The 20056-nt window shown below is 45.9% G+C and carries 17 protein-coding genes and 1 pseudogene (1 of these 18 cut by a window edge); all 18 read left to right on the top strand.

What is annotated here, in order from left to right:
- Positions 1 to 228: 228 nt before the first annotated feature.
- Positions 229 to 1542, top strand: a complete 1314-nt coding sequence (locus tag BXP28_RS16025) for a cache domain-containing protein (RefSeq protein ID WP_052752959.1) — start codon at positions 229 to 231, stop codon at positions 1540 to 1542.
- Positions 1543 to 1671: 129 nt separating this feature from the next.
- Positions 1672 to 2406: a methyl-accepting chemotaxis protein gene (locus tag BXP28_RS16020; protein ID WP_051427963.1), complete on the top strand. Its 735-nt coding sequence runs from the start codon at positions 1672 to 1674 to the stop codon at positions 2404 to 2406.
- 145 nt (positions 2407 to 2551) lie between these two features.
- Positions 2552 to 5093 (top strand): annotated as a pseudogene (locus tag BXP28_RS16015) (U32 family peptidase).
- Positions 5094 to 5247: 154 nt separating this feature from the next.
- Positions 5248 to 5718, top strand: coding sequence for a DUF4879 domain-containing protein (locus BXP28_RS16010; RefSeq protein WP_077585132.1), 471 nt, complete (start codon positions 5248 to 5250; stop codon positions 5716 to 5718).
- A 12-nt stretch (positions 5719 to 5730) separates the two neighbouring features.
- Positions 5731 to 6057 carry a YolB family phage-derived protein gene (locus tag BXP28_RS16005; RefSeq protein ID WP_023483122.1) on the top strand — a complete coding sequence of 109 codons (327 nt, stop codon included), beginning with the start codon at positions 5731 to 5733 and terminating at the stop codon, positions 6055 to 6057.
- A 368-nt stretch (positions 6058 to 6425) separates the two neighbouring features.
- On the top strand, positions 6426 to 7268 hold the full coding sequence (locus BXP28_RS16000) for an ABC transporter ATP-binding protein (RefSeq protein WP_023483121.1): 843 nt from the start codon (positions 6426 to 6428) through the stop codon (positions 7266 to 7268).
- A gap of 273 nt (positions 7269 to 7541) precedes the next feature.
- Complete coding sequence (locus tag BXP28_RS15995) at positions 7542 to 8639, top strand: ABC transporter ATP-binding protein (RefSeq protein WP_023483120.1); 1098 nt, start codon at positions 7542 to 7544, stop codon at positions 8637 to 8639.
- Positions 8639 to 9355: an ABC transporter permease subunit gene (locus tag BXP28_RS15990; RefSeq protein ID WP_024095521.1), complete on the top strand. Its 717-nt coding sequence runs from the start codon at positions 8639 to 8641 to the stop codon at positions 9353 to 9355. The genes BXP28_RS15995 and BXP28_RS15990 overlap by 1 nt, the downstream gene beginning before the upstream one ends.
- 5 nt (positions 9356 to 9360) lie before the next feature.
- Entirely contained in the window at positions 9361 to 10749 is a 1389-nt protein-coding gene (locus tag BXP28_RS15985; RefSeq protein ID WP_023483118.1) for a GldG family protein, read from the top strand.
- Positions 10746 to 11747, top strand: coding sequence for a DUF4340 domain-containing protein (locus tag BXP28_RS15980; RefSeq protein ID WP_023483117.1), 1002 nt, complete (start codon positions 10746 to 10748; stop codon positions 11745 to 11747). Before BXP28_RS15985 ends, BXP28_RS15980 begins: the two co-directional genes overlap by 4 nt.
- A gap of 252 nt (positions 11748 to 11999) precedes the next feature.
- Positions 12000 to 12230 carry a hypothetical protein gene (locus BXP28_RS15975; RefSeq protein WP_042119882.1) on the top strand — a complete coding sequence of 77 codons (231 nt, stop codon included), beginning with the start codon at positions 12000 to 12002 and terminating at the stop codon, positions 12228 to 12230.
- Positions 12231 to 12262: 32 nt separating this feature from the next.
- Positions 12263 to 13252 (top strand): spore coat protein, encoded by a 990-nt coding sequence (locus tag BXP28_RS15970; protein WP_023483115.1) that lies wholly within the window; start codon positions 12263 to 12265, stop codon positions 13250 to 13252.
- 168 nt (positions 13253 to 13420) lie between these two features.
- The gene (locus BXP28_RS15965) at positions 13421 to 13870 is read left to right on the top strand and encodes a DUF6130 family protein (RefSeq protein WP_023483114.1); all 450 of its coding nucleotides are present in this window, start codon (positions 13421 to 13423) and stop codon (positions 13868 to 13870) included.
- Positions 13871 to 14122: 252 nt separating this feature from the next.
- Complete coding sequence (locus tag BXP28_RS15960; protein WP_023483113.1) at positions 14123 to 15283, top strand: ABC transporter permease; 1161 nt, start codon at positions 14123 to 14125, stop codon at positions 15281 to 15283.
- Between the two features lie 60 nt (positions 15284 to 15343).
- Positions 15344 to 16180, top strand: coding sequence for an ABC transporter ATP-binding protein (locus tag BXP28_RS15955; RefSeq protein ID WP_023483112.1), 837 nt, complete (start codon positions 15344 to 15346; stop codon positions 16178 to 16180).
- A gap of 356 nt (positions 16181 to 16536) precedes the next feature.
- Positions 16537 to 17235, top strand: coding sequence for a heptaprenylglyceryl phosphate synthase (pcrB, locus tag BXP28_RS15950; protein WP_023483111.1), 699 nt, complete (start codon positions 16537 to 16539; stop codon positions 17233 to 17235).
- A 148-nt stretch (positions 17236 to 17383) separates the two neighbouring features.
- The gene (gene pcrA / locus BXP28_RS15945; protein WP_023483110.1) at positions 17384 to 19714 is read left to right on the top strand and encodes a DNA helicase PcrA; all 2331 of its coding nucleotides are present in this window, start codon (positions 17384 to 17386) and stop codon (positions 19712 to 19714) included.
- An 88-nt stretch (positions 19715 to 19802) separates the two neighbouring features.
- Positions 19803 to 20056: the 5' portion of an NAD-dependent DNA ligase LigA gene (gene ligA / locus BXP28_RS15940; RefSeq protein ID WP_023483109.1), read on the top strand. It continues 1768 nt past the right edge of the window; only the first 254 of its 2022 coding nucleotides appear in the window; its start codon is at positions 19803 to 19805; its stop codon lies off the right edge, out of view.

Below are 20056 nucleotides of genomic sequence, written 5' to 3'. Positions count from 1 at the left end.
TAGCACCCCGTATAGCGGAGGAAAAGAAAGATGAATCATAATGCCACAATGGGCAATAAAGTGAACAAAAAAACATAAAGTTTGTGTAAAGACCTCCAAAATATTGGAAGTTTTTCCGATATACTAGGTACATATGCCTATTTTTCAGAAAACAGGTTTATTTCCCGAACAGGTCGACCTAGTCGTTCTGCTTACGGTATGTCAAGACTTAAGGGGTGTAAAAAAAGAGTGAGTAAGTGGAAGAACTACGTAAAAAGAAAGAACCAGACAGTGAAAACACCCATGAAGGACAAGACATCACAGTCGTGGAAAGATCGCTTGAACCGCCTTGGCATCAAAAGGCTAAAGGGAGTTAAAGGGGAAGAGCCCAGGGAAAATCGCAAACCATTTTTTACAACGCTGGGAACTAAACTGTTCTTTGCTTTTTTTTGCGGAATTCTTATTGCCGTTGCTGCTGTAGGAACGCTGTCCTATCAAACCTCGAAATCGACCATCAAAGCAGAGGTTGCTAAAGCAACCGAACAAACACTTAACCAAACCACTTCCAAAATGGACATGATTTTTGCCAATTATGAAGCGACAGTCAATAAAATGATGCTTGATTCCAAATTCAGGGATATGATGTCCTTACTTGAAAAAGAATCCGGCACTCCGGCAGAACAGGCAGAGGGAAAGAGACTCTTCAGCCTGATAGCTACCCAGTATGTACTGGCAGATGAAAGTCTCAGCAGCGTATCCCTCATTCCGGTTAAAGAAGGTAAAACTCTCTTATCCAATGCGGAATCATTTAAAGGAGAAGTAAAAAAGGAAGAGTGGCAGGACCGGGCAATAAAAGCCGATGGAGTGCCAATTTGGATGGACTCCAGACAGGGCGGATATATCGGGAAGGCTAACAAACCCACATACGGCATGGCCAGGTTAATCCGTCAAGATTCCAGAGAAGCTGAGTATATTCTGGTGCTGGAGATCAAGTCTTCCCAGCTAAGGGATTCCCTTAAAAGCATCACAATCGGGGAGAGCGGGCATGTTGTAATGGTTAACGGCGGGGATACGCTCATAGAAGCACCTAATCTGGAAGATATCGGCAAGAAGCATACTATAGAACTGCCTAAGGAGAATGCCGGACTCAGCGGAAGCTTTACTTTAAATCAAAATGGGCAGGACGAACTAATCGTGTACAGCAAATCAGCAAAAACGGGCTGGTTCCTGATTGGCTCCGCTCCTACTCAAGAATTATTGAAAAGTACGGACCGGATTTTTGCGATTACTGTCTGGGTAGCTTTTGGAGCGGCCATTATAGCCATTCTGATCGGCTATGTGGTAGGAAGGCTAATTGGGCGGTCCATGGCCCGGCTTAGAGATTTAATGCGGGAAGGTGAACAAGGTAACCTCACCGTAAGAATGCCGGAAAGGAAAACCGGCGATGAAATCAGTCAGGTCGGCATAAGCTTTAACCGGATGATGGAACGAATAACTACACTGGTTAGACAAACCAATGACTCGGCAAAGCAGGTATTGGAGACGGCAGGACAACTGACTTAAGCATCCAGGCAAACTGCCCTCTCAGCCAAAGAAATCGCCGCAGCTACAGAAGATATCGCCGGTGGCGCTTCCAGTCTGGCTTCTGCTGCTGAGAATGGGAATGACCTCACGTCCCAAATGGGTGATCAAATGAAGTCTGTTATTCAGACAAACCTTCTAATGGCCAAATCAGCCGCGGAAGTGCAGCGTGTGAGTATGGAAGGAAGCACCCAGATGAACGGATTGTCCGAAAGCACGGATTCCACGGAAAAAATCTTTCGCGTACTGGCAGAAAAAATCGAAGAGCTCAAAGAAAGCTCCTCTTCCATTCATAAGATTCTGGAGGTGCTTGGCAGCATCACGAAGCAAACTAACATTTTATCTCTGAATGCTACTATTGAAGCGGCAAGAGCGGGTACGGCCGGCAAAGGATTTATGGTAGTGGCTGATGAAATTCGCCAACTGGCTGATCAATCCAAACAGTCGATTCAGGTGGTAGGGGAGATCACCTCGCGCATTCAAAAAGAAATGGAAGCAACGACACAAATTTTGAATGAGGCTTATCCGGTCTTTGCCAAGCAAACCGATTCTGTTAATGAGACAACCCTTATGTTTGAAACGGTCCGCTTAAGTATGGACGAATTCGTCGGCCAGCTTGATCATGTATATGTTTCTATTCAGGAGCTTGAGCAATCACAGGATGTGCTGGCTGAAGCTATGGCTAGTGTCAGTGCAGTTGCCGAGCAGTCTTCAGCGACTTCAGAAGAAGTAGCTTCCCTTTCCAGCGAACAGCAGCATGTAAGCCAGAGATTAGTCGGACTATCCGAGCATCTGCAAAATGTATCCCGTGTACTGGAAGAGTCATTGTCCAAGTTTAAGGTATAAAACAATAACTGACCCGTCAGCAGACGCTCCTCTGCCGGCGGGTTTTTCATATAAAGATAAAAATAAAACAAATGGAAATTTGTCCGAAAAAACGATAGACTATAAGAATTGAACAAGGAATGGAAGGAATTTGGTGAACATAAACATGCGAAAAATACGCAGGGAAGACATAGAATTGCTTGCCCCGGCCGGAAACTGGGATTGTCTAAGAGCAGCTGTAGCGAACGGGGCAAACGCAGTTTTTTTTGGAGTTGAGAAATTTAATGCCCGGGCAAGAGCCGATAATTTTCAAATTGATGAACTTGCAGAGATCATGTCTTATTTGCACAAATACGGGGTCAAAGGATTTTTAACTTTTAACATTCTTGTATTTGAGGAAGAACTCAAGGACGCGAAGGAACTGATTGAGGCTTGTGTAGAAGCGGGAGTGGATGCGGTCATCGTTCAGGACCTGGGTCTGGTTAAAATGATCCGGGAGATTCCGCCGGACTTTCCGATTCATGGTTCCACATAGATGACGATCACCTCTCCGGAAGCGGTGGAATTTACCAAGCCTTTTGATATAGAGAGGGTTGTACTGGGCCGTGAGAATAATTTGAAACAAATCGCGGCCATTGGCAAACAGGCCAAACTTCCGATGGAAGTATTCGTACACGGGGCACTTTGTGTTTCCTATTCAGGTCAATGTCTGACTTCGGAAATGTGGGGAGGGCGGTCGGCGAACCGTGGAGAATGCGCCCAGGCATGCCGTCTTCCCTATGATCTGATGGTGGATGGGGAACAGAAACCGATGGGAGATATCGCCTACTTGTTGTCTCCCAAGGACCTTGCCGCTTTGGAGCTTGTTCCGGAACTGATGGAAGCGGGTGTCACTTCTTTTAAAATTGAAGGAAGAATGAAAAGTCCCGAATATGTGGCTAACGTAGTTGGCAAGTATCGGAAAGCGATTGACCGGTATTTCGAAGGTGACCGGAGAGCTCCGGAAAAGGAAGAAATCCGGGAACTGGAGCAGAGCTTCTCCCGCGGATTTACTCATGGGTTCTTGAAGGGGACTAACAATAAGCAGCTGGTAGAAGGAATATACCCGAAGAGCCGGGGGGTTTTCCTGGGCTGTGTGAAACAGGTACTTAGAGACGGCGTGCTCTGTGAGCTGGAAGCTCCGCTGAAACGGGGGGACGGAATTGTTTTTGATGCAGGAGACCCGACCCAGAAGGAGGAAGGCGGACGGGTCTATGATTTACGCCGCAGGGGCAGGAAGCTGGAAGGGGAAGCTGGGGGAGGCCTGGTCGAGATCGTACCTGGACGAAACGATGTGGATCTGGGACGCGTCCATATCGGCGACCGGATCTGGAAAACCAGTGATCCCCACTTGGACAAACGGCTCCGGCAAACCTATGAGACGGACAAACCGTATCGCGTTTTTCCGGTAAATATACGTATAACGGGAGCCGAGGGACAGCCGCTTAAAACCTGGTGGACCGATCCCCAGGCCGGCCATACAGTTTATGTGCAGTCGGAACAGCTGCTTGTTCCGGCTGAGAAACGTCCGATGAACGAAGCTTTGTTCATCGGACAGTTCGGCCGCCTGGGCGGTACCATCTTCGAGCTGGATCAGCTCGAAGCGTATCTCGCCGGCGGCCTGATTGTGCCGCTGCGCTGCGCGCGGCAAAGGCATCGCCGTAAACATCGATGGAGCGGTGCTGGTACTCGGGCGCCTTCCGGCGCTCCGTTTCCAGCAGCTCCACCGCCTTGCGGCGGATGCCTTTGCCGCGCGCAGCGCAGCGGGCCCTCGGCGCGGGAAGCAGGCGAAGCTGACGGCTTTGTGCCGCAGCATCGGGCAGGTCCGCGCCGCGTTGGAGAGCGAAGCCGACTTCATCTATGCCGACTTCGAGTTTATCAAGCAGTTTCCGGCTGCAGTGGAAGCTGCCCGGGAAGCCGGGAAGCGGATTGCACTTGCCACTCCGCGGATTCATATGCCCGGAGAGACCGGCTATTTCCGCAATATCCTCAAATTGAAGCCCGACGCTGTCCTTGTACGTAATACGGGCACGTTATACTTCTTTATGAAGTATTATGCGGAGCACCCGGATGAAAAGCATCCGGAACTGATAGGTGATTTCTCCTTGAACATCGCGAATCACAAGGCAATGAACGTTTTCCTGGAAGCGGGGTGCTCTACGGTTACACCGTCGTACGACCTCAACATCCAGCAGATGGTGGACCTGCTCTCCCGCACGGATACGTCCAAGGTTGAACTGGTTATCCATCAGCATTTGCCGATGTTTCATACAGAGCACTGCGTATACTGCACGTTCCTGAGTGAGGGGACAGATTATACCAACTGTGGCCGTCCATGTGAACAGCATCGTGTATCGCTGCGGGATCGGGTAGGATTCTCTCACCCTGTCCGGGTTGATGAAGGATGCCGGAATACCGTGTATAACGCGATTGACCAATCGGGAGCTGAGTATCTTGGCCATTTTATGGAGCTTGGGGTTTCATCTTATCGTGTGGAATTTCTGGAAGAGACGCCGGAACGGGTGAAGGAAGTATTGGTCTTATACCGGAAGGCAATGAACGGAGATATCAGCGGCACTAAAATCTGGAAGACATTGAAAGCAACCAATCAGTTGGGAGTAACCCGCGGACAGCTGGTAAAGTGGGGCCGTGTGGACCAAACCGATTAAAGCACAAGACCTGGGCAGTATATGGCTCAGGTCTTGTTTTTATATAAATAGTCTGTTTATTTGAATTATTAACCAGAAATTGGATTGAAATATAAATTATTTGGTATATATTACCGATAATTAAAAGTATAGATAAACAAAGGAGGTTATGACAATGAAAAAACGGTTTCTTGTCTTTCTGACACCTTTGTTTATCTTAGCACTAGTTTTTTGTGAGTCATCCGCTCTCGCAGCCCCGGCACCAAGATTGACCAACATACAATTTATTGGCATCACTTCTGACGGCAATCATAACATCATGGAAAAAATTTACAAAGGGCAAATAACGGCAAAAAGGCCTTTAAAAGGTAGCAAATTAAGGGTAGCCGTTTATGTTGAGGGAACGGAAAAGACTTACTCATTACGGTTTTATACCAAAGGAGGTGTAGATGTAACAAAACAAGGAGAAGAATTTAAACCAACGCAGTATTTATCAGGCCCTAATCGTATAATATACGGAAAAATTGTTTATATGGAATTTCCGTTAGGATTGTTCAGTGCAAATATTATAGTATCTGCTGAGGATTGGGCACCACCCCATCAGAAAAAAACAGCCTTTTTAGGTTTTTTAAAAAGTTCGCAATAATAGGAGGCCAGTATGGACATAACTTTTCAAAATCCTGCTTATGCAGCTTATTTAGATGTAACCTTGGTTAATGATTTTATTAATAACCGGGAAAACTTTGGAAAGGGCCCCCAAAACACCATGTCTTTTGAGGAGTTTCTCAAAAGAATTGAAAAGAACGAAGTGGTAGATCCGGGTAATGTTCGTCCCCTTTCTCAAAGGGAATACCAGGATAAACTTATAAATATTCAGTATGGCGGTAATAGTAAGTTTCAGAATCAGGAGTACGCTTTTATCGAAAGAGCATACAGCTTAGGAATGTTGGACCGCAATGGAGTCTTAATTAACTCAAAAGCGTAACAAAAACAGGGGAAAGGTTTGTGTGCCAGATCCCCCTTCATACTAACGAGCCTTGGAATGGATTTTCCAAGGCTCGTTTTTCTTTGTATCCGAGCGCCAGGATTCTTTTTTTATCATGCTATAGATTCCCCCGGCTGCCAGGGGTTATCTACATAGCGGGGCCGATAAACAAACGGATTTTTTTCCGGTTAAATACGTCAGGCGAAAGATTCATAAGAAGTTGGTGATCTTCCTTGATCCGGAGCAATCCTTTTTGTAAATAGAAAAACCTTATTGACACAGGCAAATAGAAAAAGTATGCTTTTAAAAGATATAATTGATAATGATTCTCAGTTTCAATATAAGCGAAATGTAAGGGGGAAGCTGCTATGAACCGGTTGTTTGCTGAACGGCTGGCTATTGCATATGGAGAAAGAACAATTGTCCCGGATCTGTATCTGAGAATTCCCGATGGCAAGGTGACTGCTCTGGTAGGGGCTAACGGTTCCGGGAAGTCTACGATTTTAAAAGCGATGGCCCGCCTTCTGCGGCCTCAGGCGGGAAACATATTTTTGGACGGTAAATTGATCAGCCAGATGCACACCAAGGAGGTTGCCAAGCTGCTCGCCATTCTACCGCAAAATCCCGTTTCTCCCAAGGGGCTGACAGTAAGTGAACTGGTGGCTTATGGAAGATTCCCTCATCAAAAAGGCTTCGGTTCACTTAAGAAAGAAGATAGAGACGTGATTCGATGGGCTCTGGACGTTACAGGCATGGGCGCGTTAGCTGACCGCCCTATTGGACAAATGTCCGGAGGACAGCGCCAGAGAGCCTGGATTGCGATGGCTTTGGCCCAAGAAACAGATATTTTGTTTTTGGATGAACCGACAACGTTCCTGGATATGGCTCATCAGCTTGAGGTCCTGAAACTGCTGGAACGCTTGAATCGGGATGAAAACAGAACTATTGTGATGGTCGTGCATGATCTCAATCATGCTTCCCTATATGCCCATCATATTGTAGCTATCAAACAGGGGGAAATTGTCTGCGAAGGGAGTCCCCGTGAGGTAATCACTACGGAAATGCTTCGTCATGTTTTTGGTATTGAATCGGATATTCTTTCAGATCCCCGTACCGGTTCACCACTTTGTTTTCCTTACGGACTGGCAGAGGAAGCCGAAGATGAGGCAAGTAAGGAGGAACGTGTTCCTGTCCTGGCGGCTAATGCCTGATAGGGTTCCTTAAAGGGCATGGTAAATAGTTGAGATCCGCCCTGTTTGTATCTTTTTGTTAAACAAAAGAAACCTTCTCTTAATGAATTTGTGGCTATCAAAATATGCCGTCAAAGGAGAGGTTTCTTTTTTTAGGTAATTTTTCCATTCCGATTTGTTCACAATTTAGACACATTTTTTAAGCTCAATTTCATTTTTGGTTAATGTGTGTTTATTGTTCTTTTTATATAGTGTGTCTTATCTTCTGAAAAAGTACGAAATGGAGGGGACCACGTGCTCGAGGTCAAACAGGTAAGTAAATTATACGAGAACCAGCGAGGGGTTAAAGAGATTGACTTCTCTATGCAAAGAGGGGAAATCGTTGGTTTTCTCGGGCCCAATGGGGCCGGAAAGACGACTACAATGCGGATGATCACGGGATATATCAACCCTACCAGAGGAAGCATTCACGTGGACGGTTTATCCATGGCTGATCATCCCAAGAAAGCGAGGAGAAAAATCGGATATTTACCCGAGACTCCCCCGTTATATCCGGAAATGTCCGTGCTGTCTTATTTGAAATTTATTGCGAAAATCAAAGACGTGCCGGCAAGAGATCAAAAGAAAAGAATTGAGGAAGTCGTGGACAAACTGGGATTGGCCGGACGGGAAAGGCAGATTATCCGGCATTTATCTAAAGGTTACAAGCAGCGGCTTGGGCTGGCTCAGGCTATTATCCATAAACCGGATTTGCTTATTCTGGACGAGCCTACTTCAGGGCTTGACCCTAAACAGATTATTGAAATTCGCCAGTTGATCCGGGAACTTGGAGAGAATCATACTGTTCTCCTCAGCACCCATATTTTGCCTGAGGTGAATGCCATCTGCAACCGGGTGCTGATTATTAACCAGGGCCGGATTGTCCTGGATGAGAATCCGGAACATCTTGGTCAGACGATGGCCGATTCCTTCGAGGTCTCCCTTGATGTCAAAGGGCCTGCGGATGTCGTGATACCGCTTGTGAAAAGTGTTGACGGTGTTGGTACGGTAGAGGAAAGACGCGGAGAAGAAGCCTCTTCGGGTGAGGTTGTTCACCTTCATGTGAAATCGGCAGACCAGACGGATATTCGGGAACAGCTCTTTTATACCCTTGCAGAGGCCAAATATCCGATCATGGAGATGAGAAGAGAGCGGATATCCCTGGAGGACGTATTTTTAAGGCTGACTACAGACGAGCAAGGGCTTCAAGCTGCGGAAAAAGAACTGGAACTTGAGCATAAGGAGCTGCAGGCACTGTTTAAACAGGAGAAACATCGCGGCAAAAAGAGAGCCGAGCAGGCTGCCTCTGCACAAGAGCAGGAGAACGGAGATAACAAGGGGGGTGAAGGATGATGCGTAGAACCTGGTCCATTTGTACCAAAGAACTTCAGCAGTATTTTTATTCCCCGACTGCCTATATCGCGTTTGCTTTTTATGTGCTGGTATCCAGTTTGATGTTTTACCTGAATTTTGTCCTCATCCAGCCGAGCCTGATTGATGTGAGATATGTGATCGGAAACACATCTTTCATTTATTTATTTGTGATCCCGCTGCTTACTATGCGGCTGGTAGCGGATGAGTTCAAGCAGGGGACAGATGAGCTGTTACTGACTTCTCCGGTCGGGATCGGTGAGATCGTACTGGGGAAATACTTGGCTTCGCTTCTTACACTAGGAGTACTGACGCTAATTACCCTGGTATATCCTTGGATCATGTCCGCTTTCGGGGATTTCGATCTCCCTGTCTTTTTCCTTTCCTATCTGGGCATGTTTCTGCTTGGGGCCGCGATGATGTCCATTGGACTGTTCGCCTCCACACTTACCAACAACCAGATGGTGGCTGGAATCGGAGGCTTTGCTATTCTGCTCCTCTTTTGGATGATGAATTATTTGGCAGACCTGTTTGACGGGAAATTCAAAGACTGGATTGTTCAGTTTTCCTTACAGGACCGGATGTTAAATCTGCAAAAAGGCGTGCTTCACGGCGCTGATATCTTGTTTTTCATTACTCTTGCCGCCGTGTTCTTGATTCTTAGCGTGCAATCCTTGGAAAGAAAACGGTGGAGGTGAGAAGGATGAAAATGAACAAATGGATTCGCGGCACTAATGCGACAGTGCTTTCTCTTGCAGTAATCGGGATTTTCGTCATCCTTACCTTCTTTTTGAATTCACTAAGTGGCTTTCAACTGGATTTGACGAAAAATAAAAATTTCACCTTGTCGGACCAGACCGTAAACATGCTAAAAAGTCTGGATAAAGACATTCACATCACAGCTTTTACACTGCCGGAGGATCAAGAGTATTTTACTCGCCAGGTATCCGATCTGGTACAGGAGTATAAGAAGAGAAGCGGAAAAATAACCTTTGACCAGTACGATCTTAGAAAAGAGCCTTCCAAAGCCCAGCAGTACAATTTACGGGGGAGCTCACTGGTGATAGAAGCCGGGGACAAGAACGTGACACTGGGCTATACGGACATGTTTAACTTCAACCAGCAGCCGTACTCATTCTCCGGAGAGGAAAAAATCACCCAGGCGATCAACAGCCTGATATCGGGAGAAAAGCATACGGCTTACTTCCTGAGCGGCCATCAGGAAATCCCGCTGACAAAAATGAATGACTTCAAGTCCAGTCTTGAAGGCGATAATTATACGGTAAAAGAGCTGAATTTGCTCAAAGAAGGGAAAGTTCCCGATGATGCGGAAATCTTGTTTATCATCGGAGCGCAAAATGACCTTAGTGACAAGGAGGCAGAGCTTGTAAAATCTTATATGGACGGGAACGGAAAGCTCTATCTGGCACTCGGGTTTAATAAAGACATGGTTACGGCCTGGAAAAATCTCGATGGCATTATGAATCAATATAGCATTCAGGATCAGCATGCGATAGCTGTAGAGAACAGCAGCAACAGAACCGTACAGGATCCGCTTACCATATTCCCGGATTACGGGGCTCATGACATTACCAATAAACTCAGCGAATACAACATGCTGACCATGATGTCCCTCGGCATCAGCCTGGACGCCAAAGAATCGGATACATGGAAAGCGTCCCCGCTCCTCCAAACATCCAATGACGCCTATGGAGAGACGGATATTGAGTCATTAATGAAGCCACAGCTACCTAAAAAAGATGACAAGGATGTTGCCGGGCCGCTCAAACTGGGTTATGCCGTTGAAAACAAGGATGGAAAACCGAAGGCCGTCATCATGGGAGGTTCTACCTATTTAGTAGATCAGGATTTCAGGCAGCAGGGTAATAAGGACTTTGCTTTAAACAGTGTAAACTGGCTGCAGGAGAAAAAGGATCAGGTGACCATTCGTCCGCGTGAGGGGGATAATACGCAAACCGCTCAGCTAAGTGGGGGACAGGCCAAAACTATTTTCTGGACAACTGTCGTATGCTTCCCTCTGTTCTTCCTCGCGCTTGGAGGACTGATCTGGTGGAGGAGGAGAAAAGGATGAGGAAATTTATCCCCACTCTTTTGGCTTTGGCCGTATTTATCGGGTTGTTCTGGTATGCGTCCGGCCACTCCTTTTTCAAAAAAGAAGATGAGACGGCAGAAAAAACCTCACCTGTCTTTAGTATGAAGAAAGAAGACGTGCAGGGGATTTACGTAAAAACAGATAAAGGAGAAACAGAGTTATCTCTGAAAGACGGGAACTGGACGATGCAAAAACCGCAGGAACAGCCGATCAACAGCAATCTGGTCGGCAGTTGGCTGGATACTTACGTATCTCTAAACCGTGAAGATATTGTAGAGGATCAGGCATCTGATCTTGCCAAATACGGCTTGGATAAACCTGCTGCAGAGTACCGGGTAACGCTCAAAGACGGAACGTCGAAGGTTTTGCAAACCGGAGAGAATCTTCCAACGGGGGACTCCGTGTATGCGAAGCTGGCTGGCTCGGACCAGGTGTTTCCGGTGACCGGACAAAGCCTTGAGCAATTGAGTAAAGCGCCGATTGATTTCGTGGATTGTAGTCCGGCAAAATTTGATTCTGATAAAGTGACCAAGCTGGATTTTAGCTGGAATAACCAGACATGGACTCTGATCAAGCAAGAGCCGGGTAAGTCGATGGCTGAAGCCAAATGGACGTTAAACAACGAAGAGATTCCAGGAACAATGGTGAGCAGCAGACTGGATAAGCTGTCATCCCTCTCAACGGAAAAACTTGTGGAGCCCGCTTCCAACCATACGGACATTAAGGGTGAACTTCGTATTGAAGTGACCGAGGTTAAGGATGGACAGGAAACGAAATCGGTATACCTTGGCCAATCCAGCAAGGATCTGGTTTGGATGATGAAGGAGGGCGGTCCATGGGCATATGCCATTCCGGTAAGTGGAGTTCAGGACTTGGCCTCCCAGGGGAAACTGACGGATGAAGAGAAGAAACAAATCGAGGAGGAAAAGACCGCGACAAGCCCGTCTCCATCTCCATCCGCAACACCGACCCCATAGAAGGTATAGAGCCGATATGGACGCGTTTTTGCTTCAATAATAGAATCATAGCTGGCATGAGATCTAGGATGGATGAGGAAAGTCCATCCGGTTCTCGTGTGAAGGCTGCTGCCCAACCGGATGTCCGGAGGTGGCGGCTTTTTTTTGCAGCTTGTACGGGGATCAGGCAGAACATTCCTTTTTAATTGCAGGCACATACATTTCCTGTTTTTTGGGCACGGTAAAGGAAAACCATGGAAAGGGGTGAAGCGGATGAACCCGTCCTCCAAAAGCGGACTAACGGCGAAAGAACTGTCTTACATAACAGACAGCATGAAAAATGAAGAACTGCTGACCAAGCTGTATGTACAGGGGGCAGTGGAAAGTACCAAACCTGAACTGAAACAGGTGATGGATCGGCATGCCAGAGAACGGCTCAAACAAGTGGAGCAATTAAATGGTCTCTTTAGCACGTTTGGCGCCCAATCACCATCCAACCAATAAATGGGCGCTTTGCCCTATAGGAGTGTGAAATTATGATCCAAAGCAAAACGGCCCAAAATGAAGCTTCCTCCTTCAGGATGGAGGAACAGGATCAGGCCAATGTGATTCTATCGGAATTAAAACGGACTGCGCGTGAATATACTACGGCTGCTCTGGAGGCCAACCATTTGCAGGTACGTGAGCAGTTTACGACTTTGTTAAATCAGACATTGAAGCATCAGGCAGAACTTTATGAGGCTATCCGCAGTCTGAATGCCTATGGCAGCGTTCCGACGGCAACTGCGCAGGAAATCCAGTCCGAAAGCCAGAAGCAGACCAAGTCAGCTGCGAAATTAAGGGCTTTGGTCCATCAATTTACATCCGCATCCTCCGCATCCGTGAGCGGGGGTTCTTCAGCACAGGGAGCATCCAATTTTGTCCATGCCGGTTCTGTAACGGTGGATGAAGCGGACCGGCAAGACAGCCTAACCAATACAGAAGGGCCGCTGGCGCAGGGACAGTCATTTGCTCAAGCACAAGGATCCGCTTCCCAAAAAGAAAAATCGTTGTCTTCTGCGCCTACTGGTACGGAAGTGCCGGCTTTTTCCGCATCCAGGGTCCTGGAGGCAGAAGCAAACCGTTTGACCGGACAGCCGGATGCCGATATGGCTTTGTCACACCAAGGTCATGGAGAGCACAAGAAGCCGCAGCCAGGTGCTGTGCTGACGCAGCAGCTTTACCCGAATGCGGTCTATCAACCGCATTCCTCCCAGGGGGCGCCTGCAACCAGCGGGCAGGCGCCGCCCTACCAGAGCCAGAGCCCCTATATCGGCTCTGGCCAGGGTTACCCCGCAAGCGATATAACGCAGAGGGGCATAACCCGTCCCGGACAACCTGCCGGGTCAGCCTTCCAGGGCCCGTCCTATCCGGGGACGGGCCACGCCTCCCCCGTCTATATCCCCTATGGCGGTATAGGCGGGGGCTCCGGTGGCATGCAGCCGCTGCCGCCGCATGGCAGTCCCGGCGGACGGTTCATGCCGTGACTGTATAAACCAGCCGCCTTTCTGGCAAGGCGGCTATGACGAAAAAGGAAACCTTCACGTTTATCCCGGCGGGTATGAAGGTTTCCTTTTTTTATAAGCATGAATATCCGTTTGTCCACATATAACATCCCTAGGATGTCCAAATCAGGGAGCGGGAGGTAGTTGATTATGATGAAAAACAGATGGTTTGCCATGGCCAATACCTTACTACTGACAGTAGGAATTGCCGCCGGATGCACGGGCATTTACCATCCGGACGCGATGGGAAATCATGTTTTGGCAGGAGGGAATCCGATTGCCCAGCCTGTTTATGCCGCCGTACCGGAGCTGGAGGCACAGCTGATCAAGGAAGGGAATAAAGCAACCATTTCTTATACAGTGAAAAACTTCAAGCTGTCGGCCGAACATTTCGGTAAAAAACACGTTTCCGGAGAAGGCCACCTGCACCTGGTTGTGGATGGAGAACCTAAAGTGATGATGAAAGAGCAGTCCCGGATTATTCTCGAGAACATCCCGCCGGGTAAACATACCATTAAATTGACCCTACAACAAAACGACCATAAACCGCTTCATGTGGAAAAAGAGTTCCATATTGAAGTGAAGGGAGGAGGGGGTTAGGAATGCCTGGCTTGGTGAATGTAATGAGGGGATTCCTTTTTATAAATAAACAGTAAATTTCATAAAATGAAAGTATCATAGTTCGTTAATAAAATAGCTACATCTTAGCAAAATTATGAGAATTCTAATGAAGAAATGAAATGTAGAAATAAACAATTTGTTCCTTGATAGAAAGTGGATTGGGCTGTAATATTTTCTTGCTGCTTAAGTTCGCTTGGTTAAGCCATTTTTCTTTCAGACAAGGGGCATAACATGTTGCGTTTAATGAAATTTCAAGCTCTAGAGTTTATGCGAAAACCTGTTTGGTTCGTTCTTTTTCTTGGAGCTATTGGTGTAGCTGTATTTTTGCCAAGTGAGAATTTAACCGATTTATACATTATTCCAAGTTTGATCTATATGATCATGATGATGACGCTATTATTTTTTCTCTTTGGAGCGGAAGAAGCCAGAGCAGAGCAGATGAATAACCAAATTGAATTCTATAGAACGACTCCAAAGTTAATTAGCTTATTAGTTAGTAAGCTCCTGTACTGGCTCATTCTGGAAACGGTCGTGTATTTTATTTTATATCTTACAGTAGTGGGCTACATTCAGTTTACCCACCATAACGTGACCATCAAATTAATTGGGGAATCTTTTACATATACTGTGTTTTGCTGGCTGCTTCCTTTTTATTTTTCACTTCTGTTGGGTTATTTATTTTATTCTATTTATCCCAGTTTGTTCAGTTATTTAGGAATAATAGTTTTATGGTTTCTAACCACACCGTATAATTCGATGCTCGGATTTATCCCTTCTTGGATAGGGGGTTGGTTAATTAACGGAGATACCAATGTCCAGCTAACCGCCACCAATATTTATCCTCTGGAAAAGATGCTCCCCAATACAGGGGTCTATATTCAGCGATTATTCATGTGTTTATTGCTTCTTTCCTTGTTTGGCTTAATAAAAGCTTATCAAAAAGTACAGCTAAAAAGGGTATGTGGGGGTCTTGTAATAGCAGTGTGCACCCTCCCTATATTTTCCCCTTATGTGCCGTATATAACGGATCCAGAACGTACGGGATTGCAGGATAGTGTTTTTACCCTTCCACAGGGGAATCTTTCCAATAAATTGGATTATAAAATCAGTGATTATCATATTGATTTTGTTCATGGCCAAAATAATCATGATTTCAACTACACGGTAGATATAAGCCTAACCAGCCAGAAACCTGAAATAGTGCTTGCTTTATGGCAAAGTTTGAGGCCGGAACAAAACTTTAAGGAATTGAATCTATTTCAAAGTTTTTATTTCGGCGATATTGAAAACAAAGATGCACGCCCCATGTATGAACAAGAGTACGGGGTACCGTTTATGGATCTGATTTACAATAAATATGCTCCTCTGACAAGAAAAGCAGAAACTTATTGATAAATGGTATGAACAAACACATGGGAAACTAACGGTTCAACAAGTTATGGAGGATCTCTGATGCTTATTTTAAAGCAAGTCACAAAAAAATATGGAAAAAAACTGGCCTTGCATCCAGTCAATGTACAACTTGACAAAGGGGTAATAGGCCTGCTTGGCCCCAATGGTGCTGGAAAAACAACCTTATTGCGCATATTGGCTACCTATCATTCTGCCACAACAGGAACAATCTCTTTGAATCAAGTTGCCTGGGCTGCAGATATTGAAAAAATCAGGACTATGATTGGATATTTGCCGCAGCATATAGGTATCTTTCCAAATCTGACAGTACATGAATATTTGGAGTATATGGGTACGCTTAGAAATATGGATAATCAGACACTAAAACAAAAAATACCTTCTATTTTGGAAGATGTCCGTTTGCAGGACCAAGCCCGTAAAAAGGTCAAACAGTTGTCTGGCGGGATGAAACAACGACTAGGCATCGGCCAGGCTATCCTGCATGAACCCGAGCTGCTTTTGGTAGACGAACCGACGGCCGGCCTTGATCCGGAAGAAAGAATCCGTTTCCGGCATTTGATTAAACGCTTGTCAACCAATCGCATCGTTATTTTGTCCACTCACATTACGGAAGATGTTGCCGTGACCTGTGATCAAGTGTTATTGATGAATAAGGGAAAGCTAGAAAAATATGAGAGTGTTCAGCAAGTTACAGACAATGCGCTGCACAAAGTCTGGCTGGTTGAAGCTAACTTTAGCGAATACGAAAGATTAAGAAATAATCAAGATATGTTTATAACCAATGTAACGGAACATAAAGGGCGCTATCAATTAATGGGTACATTTACAGGCGGGAGCGGCCAAAGTTCTCTATATTATGCAGTGGTACATACCTAAATCGTCGACAAATCCGGATGATTTTAGGACGGCACAGCTTATTGCCGGAATCGTTTGTTGTTTGATTAATGTTTATTTCATCAAAAAGCGGAGCCGTTTCCATATTCTAAAAGAATAGCTGACGTTTTCTCTTTGCCACATCTTGTTTGCACCCGATATTCGGGTGTATTTTTTTATACTGTTCTATTTAAGAGACTTCTGTCTTTTTAATTTCCCAAGCTCTTTAATGAATTGCGAACATACGTTCTAAATAGTATACTGAAGATAAAGACTTTCTAGATTTGACACGGCTAGCAGGGTACCTTAGACTGAGTTTATTAACAGTATGATTTACGGCAATTAATGGAGGGAAAGCCTTGATTGTAGATATAACCCATTGGAAGCATGCTTTTAAGCTTGACCCTGACAAAACGATTTCAGACGAAGCCCTGGAGCAGATATGTCTGTCCGGAACAGATGTGATTCTGGTGGGCGGTTCTTCCGGAGTTACCTTTGAGAATACAGTCGAGCTGCTATCCCGGATCAGAATGTATGAAGTTCCTTGTGTACTGGAAGTATCCCATCTGGAAGCGATTGTTCCAGGGTTTGATTTATACCTGATTCCCAGTGTTTTGAATGCGGGAGATCCGGAATGGATTCTTGGCCAGCATCATAAAGCGGTCAAAGAGTATGGTGCCGTCATGGACTGGAAAGAAGTTCTGGTAGAGGGATACGTAATTCTTAACGGGGAATCCACAGCCGCCAAAGTATCTGAGGCGGATACGGATCTTACCACCCGGGATGTCGTAGCGTACGCCCGAATGGCCGAGCGTATGTTCCATCTTCCTATACTTTATCTGGAGTATAGCGGTACTTTTGGTGATATGAAACTGGTAAGTGCGGCCAAATCTGTGCTTAGCCGTACCCGTGTTTTTTATGGCGGAGGTATCGATGGGCCGGACAAGGCCTCTATAGCGGCGTCCGCAGCCGATACGGTAGTAGTCGGCAACCTGATTTATACGGATTTGCACAAGGCTCTTGCGACCGTAACTTCGGTTGCTTCCATTGATTCTTAACCAGTCCTTTTCACAGAATCAAAAAGTTACCGATAAAACGGAATTGAAGATAACCCCGTGTTTATTTTCACACTAAATACTGACGCTTATGTAAAGGCATGCAGCTTAATTATAGATTTTGCAAAATTGAGATAGGAAGGGTTTAACGATGAACGAAACTAAGAATATACTGGATGCGATTCAGCGGTTAAATCCGCAGCAGTGCAAAGCGGTGGAGACCACGCAAGGCCCCTTGCTGATTATGGCGGGAGCAGGCAGCGGAAAGACGAGGGTATTGACTCACCGGATTGCCTATCTTATCGCTTCTCGTAAAGCAGCTCCCTGGAGCATTCTGGCTATTACCTTTACGAATAAGGCTGCCCGTGAGATGCAGGATCGGGTCGGGAAACTGGCTGGTCCTGCAGCGGAAGATATATGGGTGTCTACTTTTCACTCTATGTGTGTACGCATTTTACGGAAAGATATTAGCCGGTTAGGATTTACTTCAAATTTCTCCATTTTGGATTCTTCAGACCAGCTGTCAGTTATTAAGACCTGCATGAAGGAACTTAATATAGATACGAAAAAGTTTGAACCGAAGGCGATACAGGCCGCTATCGGGACCGCCAAAAATGAACTGGTTACTCCTGCCCGCTATGACGAAAGGACCGGGGATTATTTTAAGGGTATTGTATCCAAAGTTTACGCCTTGTACCAGAAAAAGCTGAAGCAGAATAATTCCCTTGATTTTGACGATCTGATTATGACTACCATTGAGTTATTTAAAGAAGTGCCTGAAGTGTTGGACTTTTACCAGAATAAATTTCAATATATTCATGTTGACGAGTATCAGGACACGAACAGGGCCCAGTATATGCTCTGCCAGATGATTGCCGATAAGCATAAAAACATTTGTGTCGTTGGGGACAGTGATCAGTCGATTTATCGTTGGCGCGGGGCCGATATTACCAATATCCTCAATTTTGAGCAAGATTATCCGGATGCAGTTACGATTATGCTTGAGCAAAATTACAGGTCAACCTCCAACATTTTAAATGCAGCCAATCAGGTTATCAGCAACAACTCAGGACGAAAGCCTAAAAATCTCTGGACAGACAAAGGCGAGGACAGCAAAATAAAGCTTTACAATGCCGATTCTGAGCATGAGGAAGGCTACTTCATCGCCGGTGAGATCAACAAAAATATCAGGAACGGGAAGCAGTACAGTGACCATGCTATTTTATACAGAACGAACGCCCAGTCGCGGGTGATCGAGGAAATTCTGATTAAATCAGATATTCCGTACCAGATCGTGGGCGGAATAAAATTCTATGACCGTAAAGAGATTAAAGACATTCTTGCTTATCTGCGCCTTATTTCTAATCCGGATGATGATTTAAGCCTGAGGCGGATTGTGAATGTACCGAAGCGTGGAATTGGAGATACTACAATGGACAAAGTGGCGGATGCTGCTGCTAAGAGAGGCATGTCCTTATATGCTCTTTTATCTGAAGTGGATTCACTTGAAATCAGTACCCGGGCTAAGAATGCCCTTAGAGATTTCTATGACATGATTTCCAATCTGAACCGTATGGTAGAATATGTGTCCGTAACCGATCTTACTGAAAAGATGTTGGAGATGACGGAATATCGCATCGAACTCCAACGTGAGAATACATTGGAATCAAAGGCAAGACTGGAAAACATCGATGAGTTTATATCCGTGACTATGGATTTTGAGAAACGCAATGACAACAAATCGCTTGTATCGTTCCTGACAGATCTGGCCCTAATTGCCGATATCGATACAATGGATAAAGAGGATGCCCCGCAGGATGCTGTTGTTCTCATGACTATGCATAGTGCTAAAGGCTTGGAATTCCCAACCGTGTTCATAATCGGGATGGAAGAGGGGGTATTTCCCCACAGCAGGGCGTTCACAGATGATGAGGAATTGGAGGAAGAACGCCGATTAGCCTATGTCGGCATCACGCGTGCCGAACAGGAGCTTTTTCTGACCTGTGCCCGGATGCGTACTCTTTTCGGGAGAACAACGGCCAATGCGCCTTCCCGTTTCTTACAGGAACTGCCAGAGGAGGTTACAGAACGGATCTCCTCCGGGGAGCGCTTCGGACGAAGTGCGGGGACAGGCTGGGGCCGTCCGGCAGCTGGAGGACAGGGTTTTGGGGCCAGAGACGCGAGCTTTGGATCTTCGTCTTCCGTATCCTCCGGTTGGGGACAATCATCCTTAAAGGGACGAAATGGAGCTCCGTCCTCGGGCCCCGGTAAAGCCGCCGTCCGTATTAAGCAGCCTTTGGGAACAAATAATCCCGGTGATTTTAATATGGGGGATAAAGTATCACATGGCAAATGGGGCACTGGTGTCATTGTGGCTGTAAAAGGAAAGGGAGATGACACAGAGCTTCAGATTGCCTTTTCGGCACCGGTAGGTGTGAAACGCCTTTTGGCTAAATTCGCCCCGATAAAAAAAGAAAACTGATTAAATTCTGCAAATTTATACTCATTTCGACTTGTTTCTCGTGGAACAATAATCGTAAAACCAGATTGAAGGTGAGGGAGATCCCTGCATGACCGATGTCATTTCGGCAATGAAAATCCTGATCGAAGAGATCAATAAACATAATTACCACTATTACACCTTAGATGAGCCCACTATAACGGATCAGGAATATGATGCTCTTTACGATCGGCTTTTGAAGCTGGAGAAGGAAAGCGGAACAGTATTGCCCAATTCGCCTACTCTACGTGTCGGAGGAGATATTCTGAAAGGCTTTGAGCCGCATCGTCATCGATCTCGTCTTTGGAGTCTGGATAAAGCCCA

This window comes from Paenibacillus larvae subsp. larvae (assembly GCF_002003265.1).
In the GTDB taxonomy this organism is placed as follows: Bacteria; Bacillota; Bacilli; order Paenibacillales; family NBRC-103111; genus Paenibacillus_H; species Paenibacillus_H larvae.
This window is presented reverse-complemented; position numbering and strand designations above follow the sequence as displayed.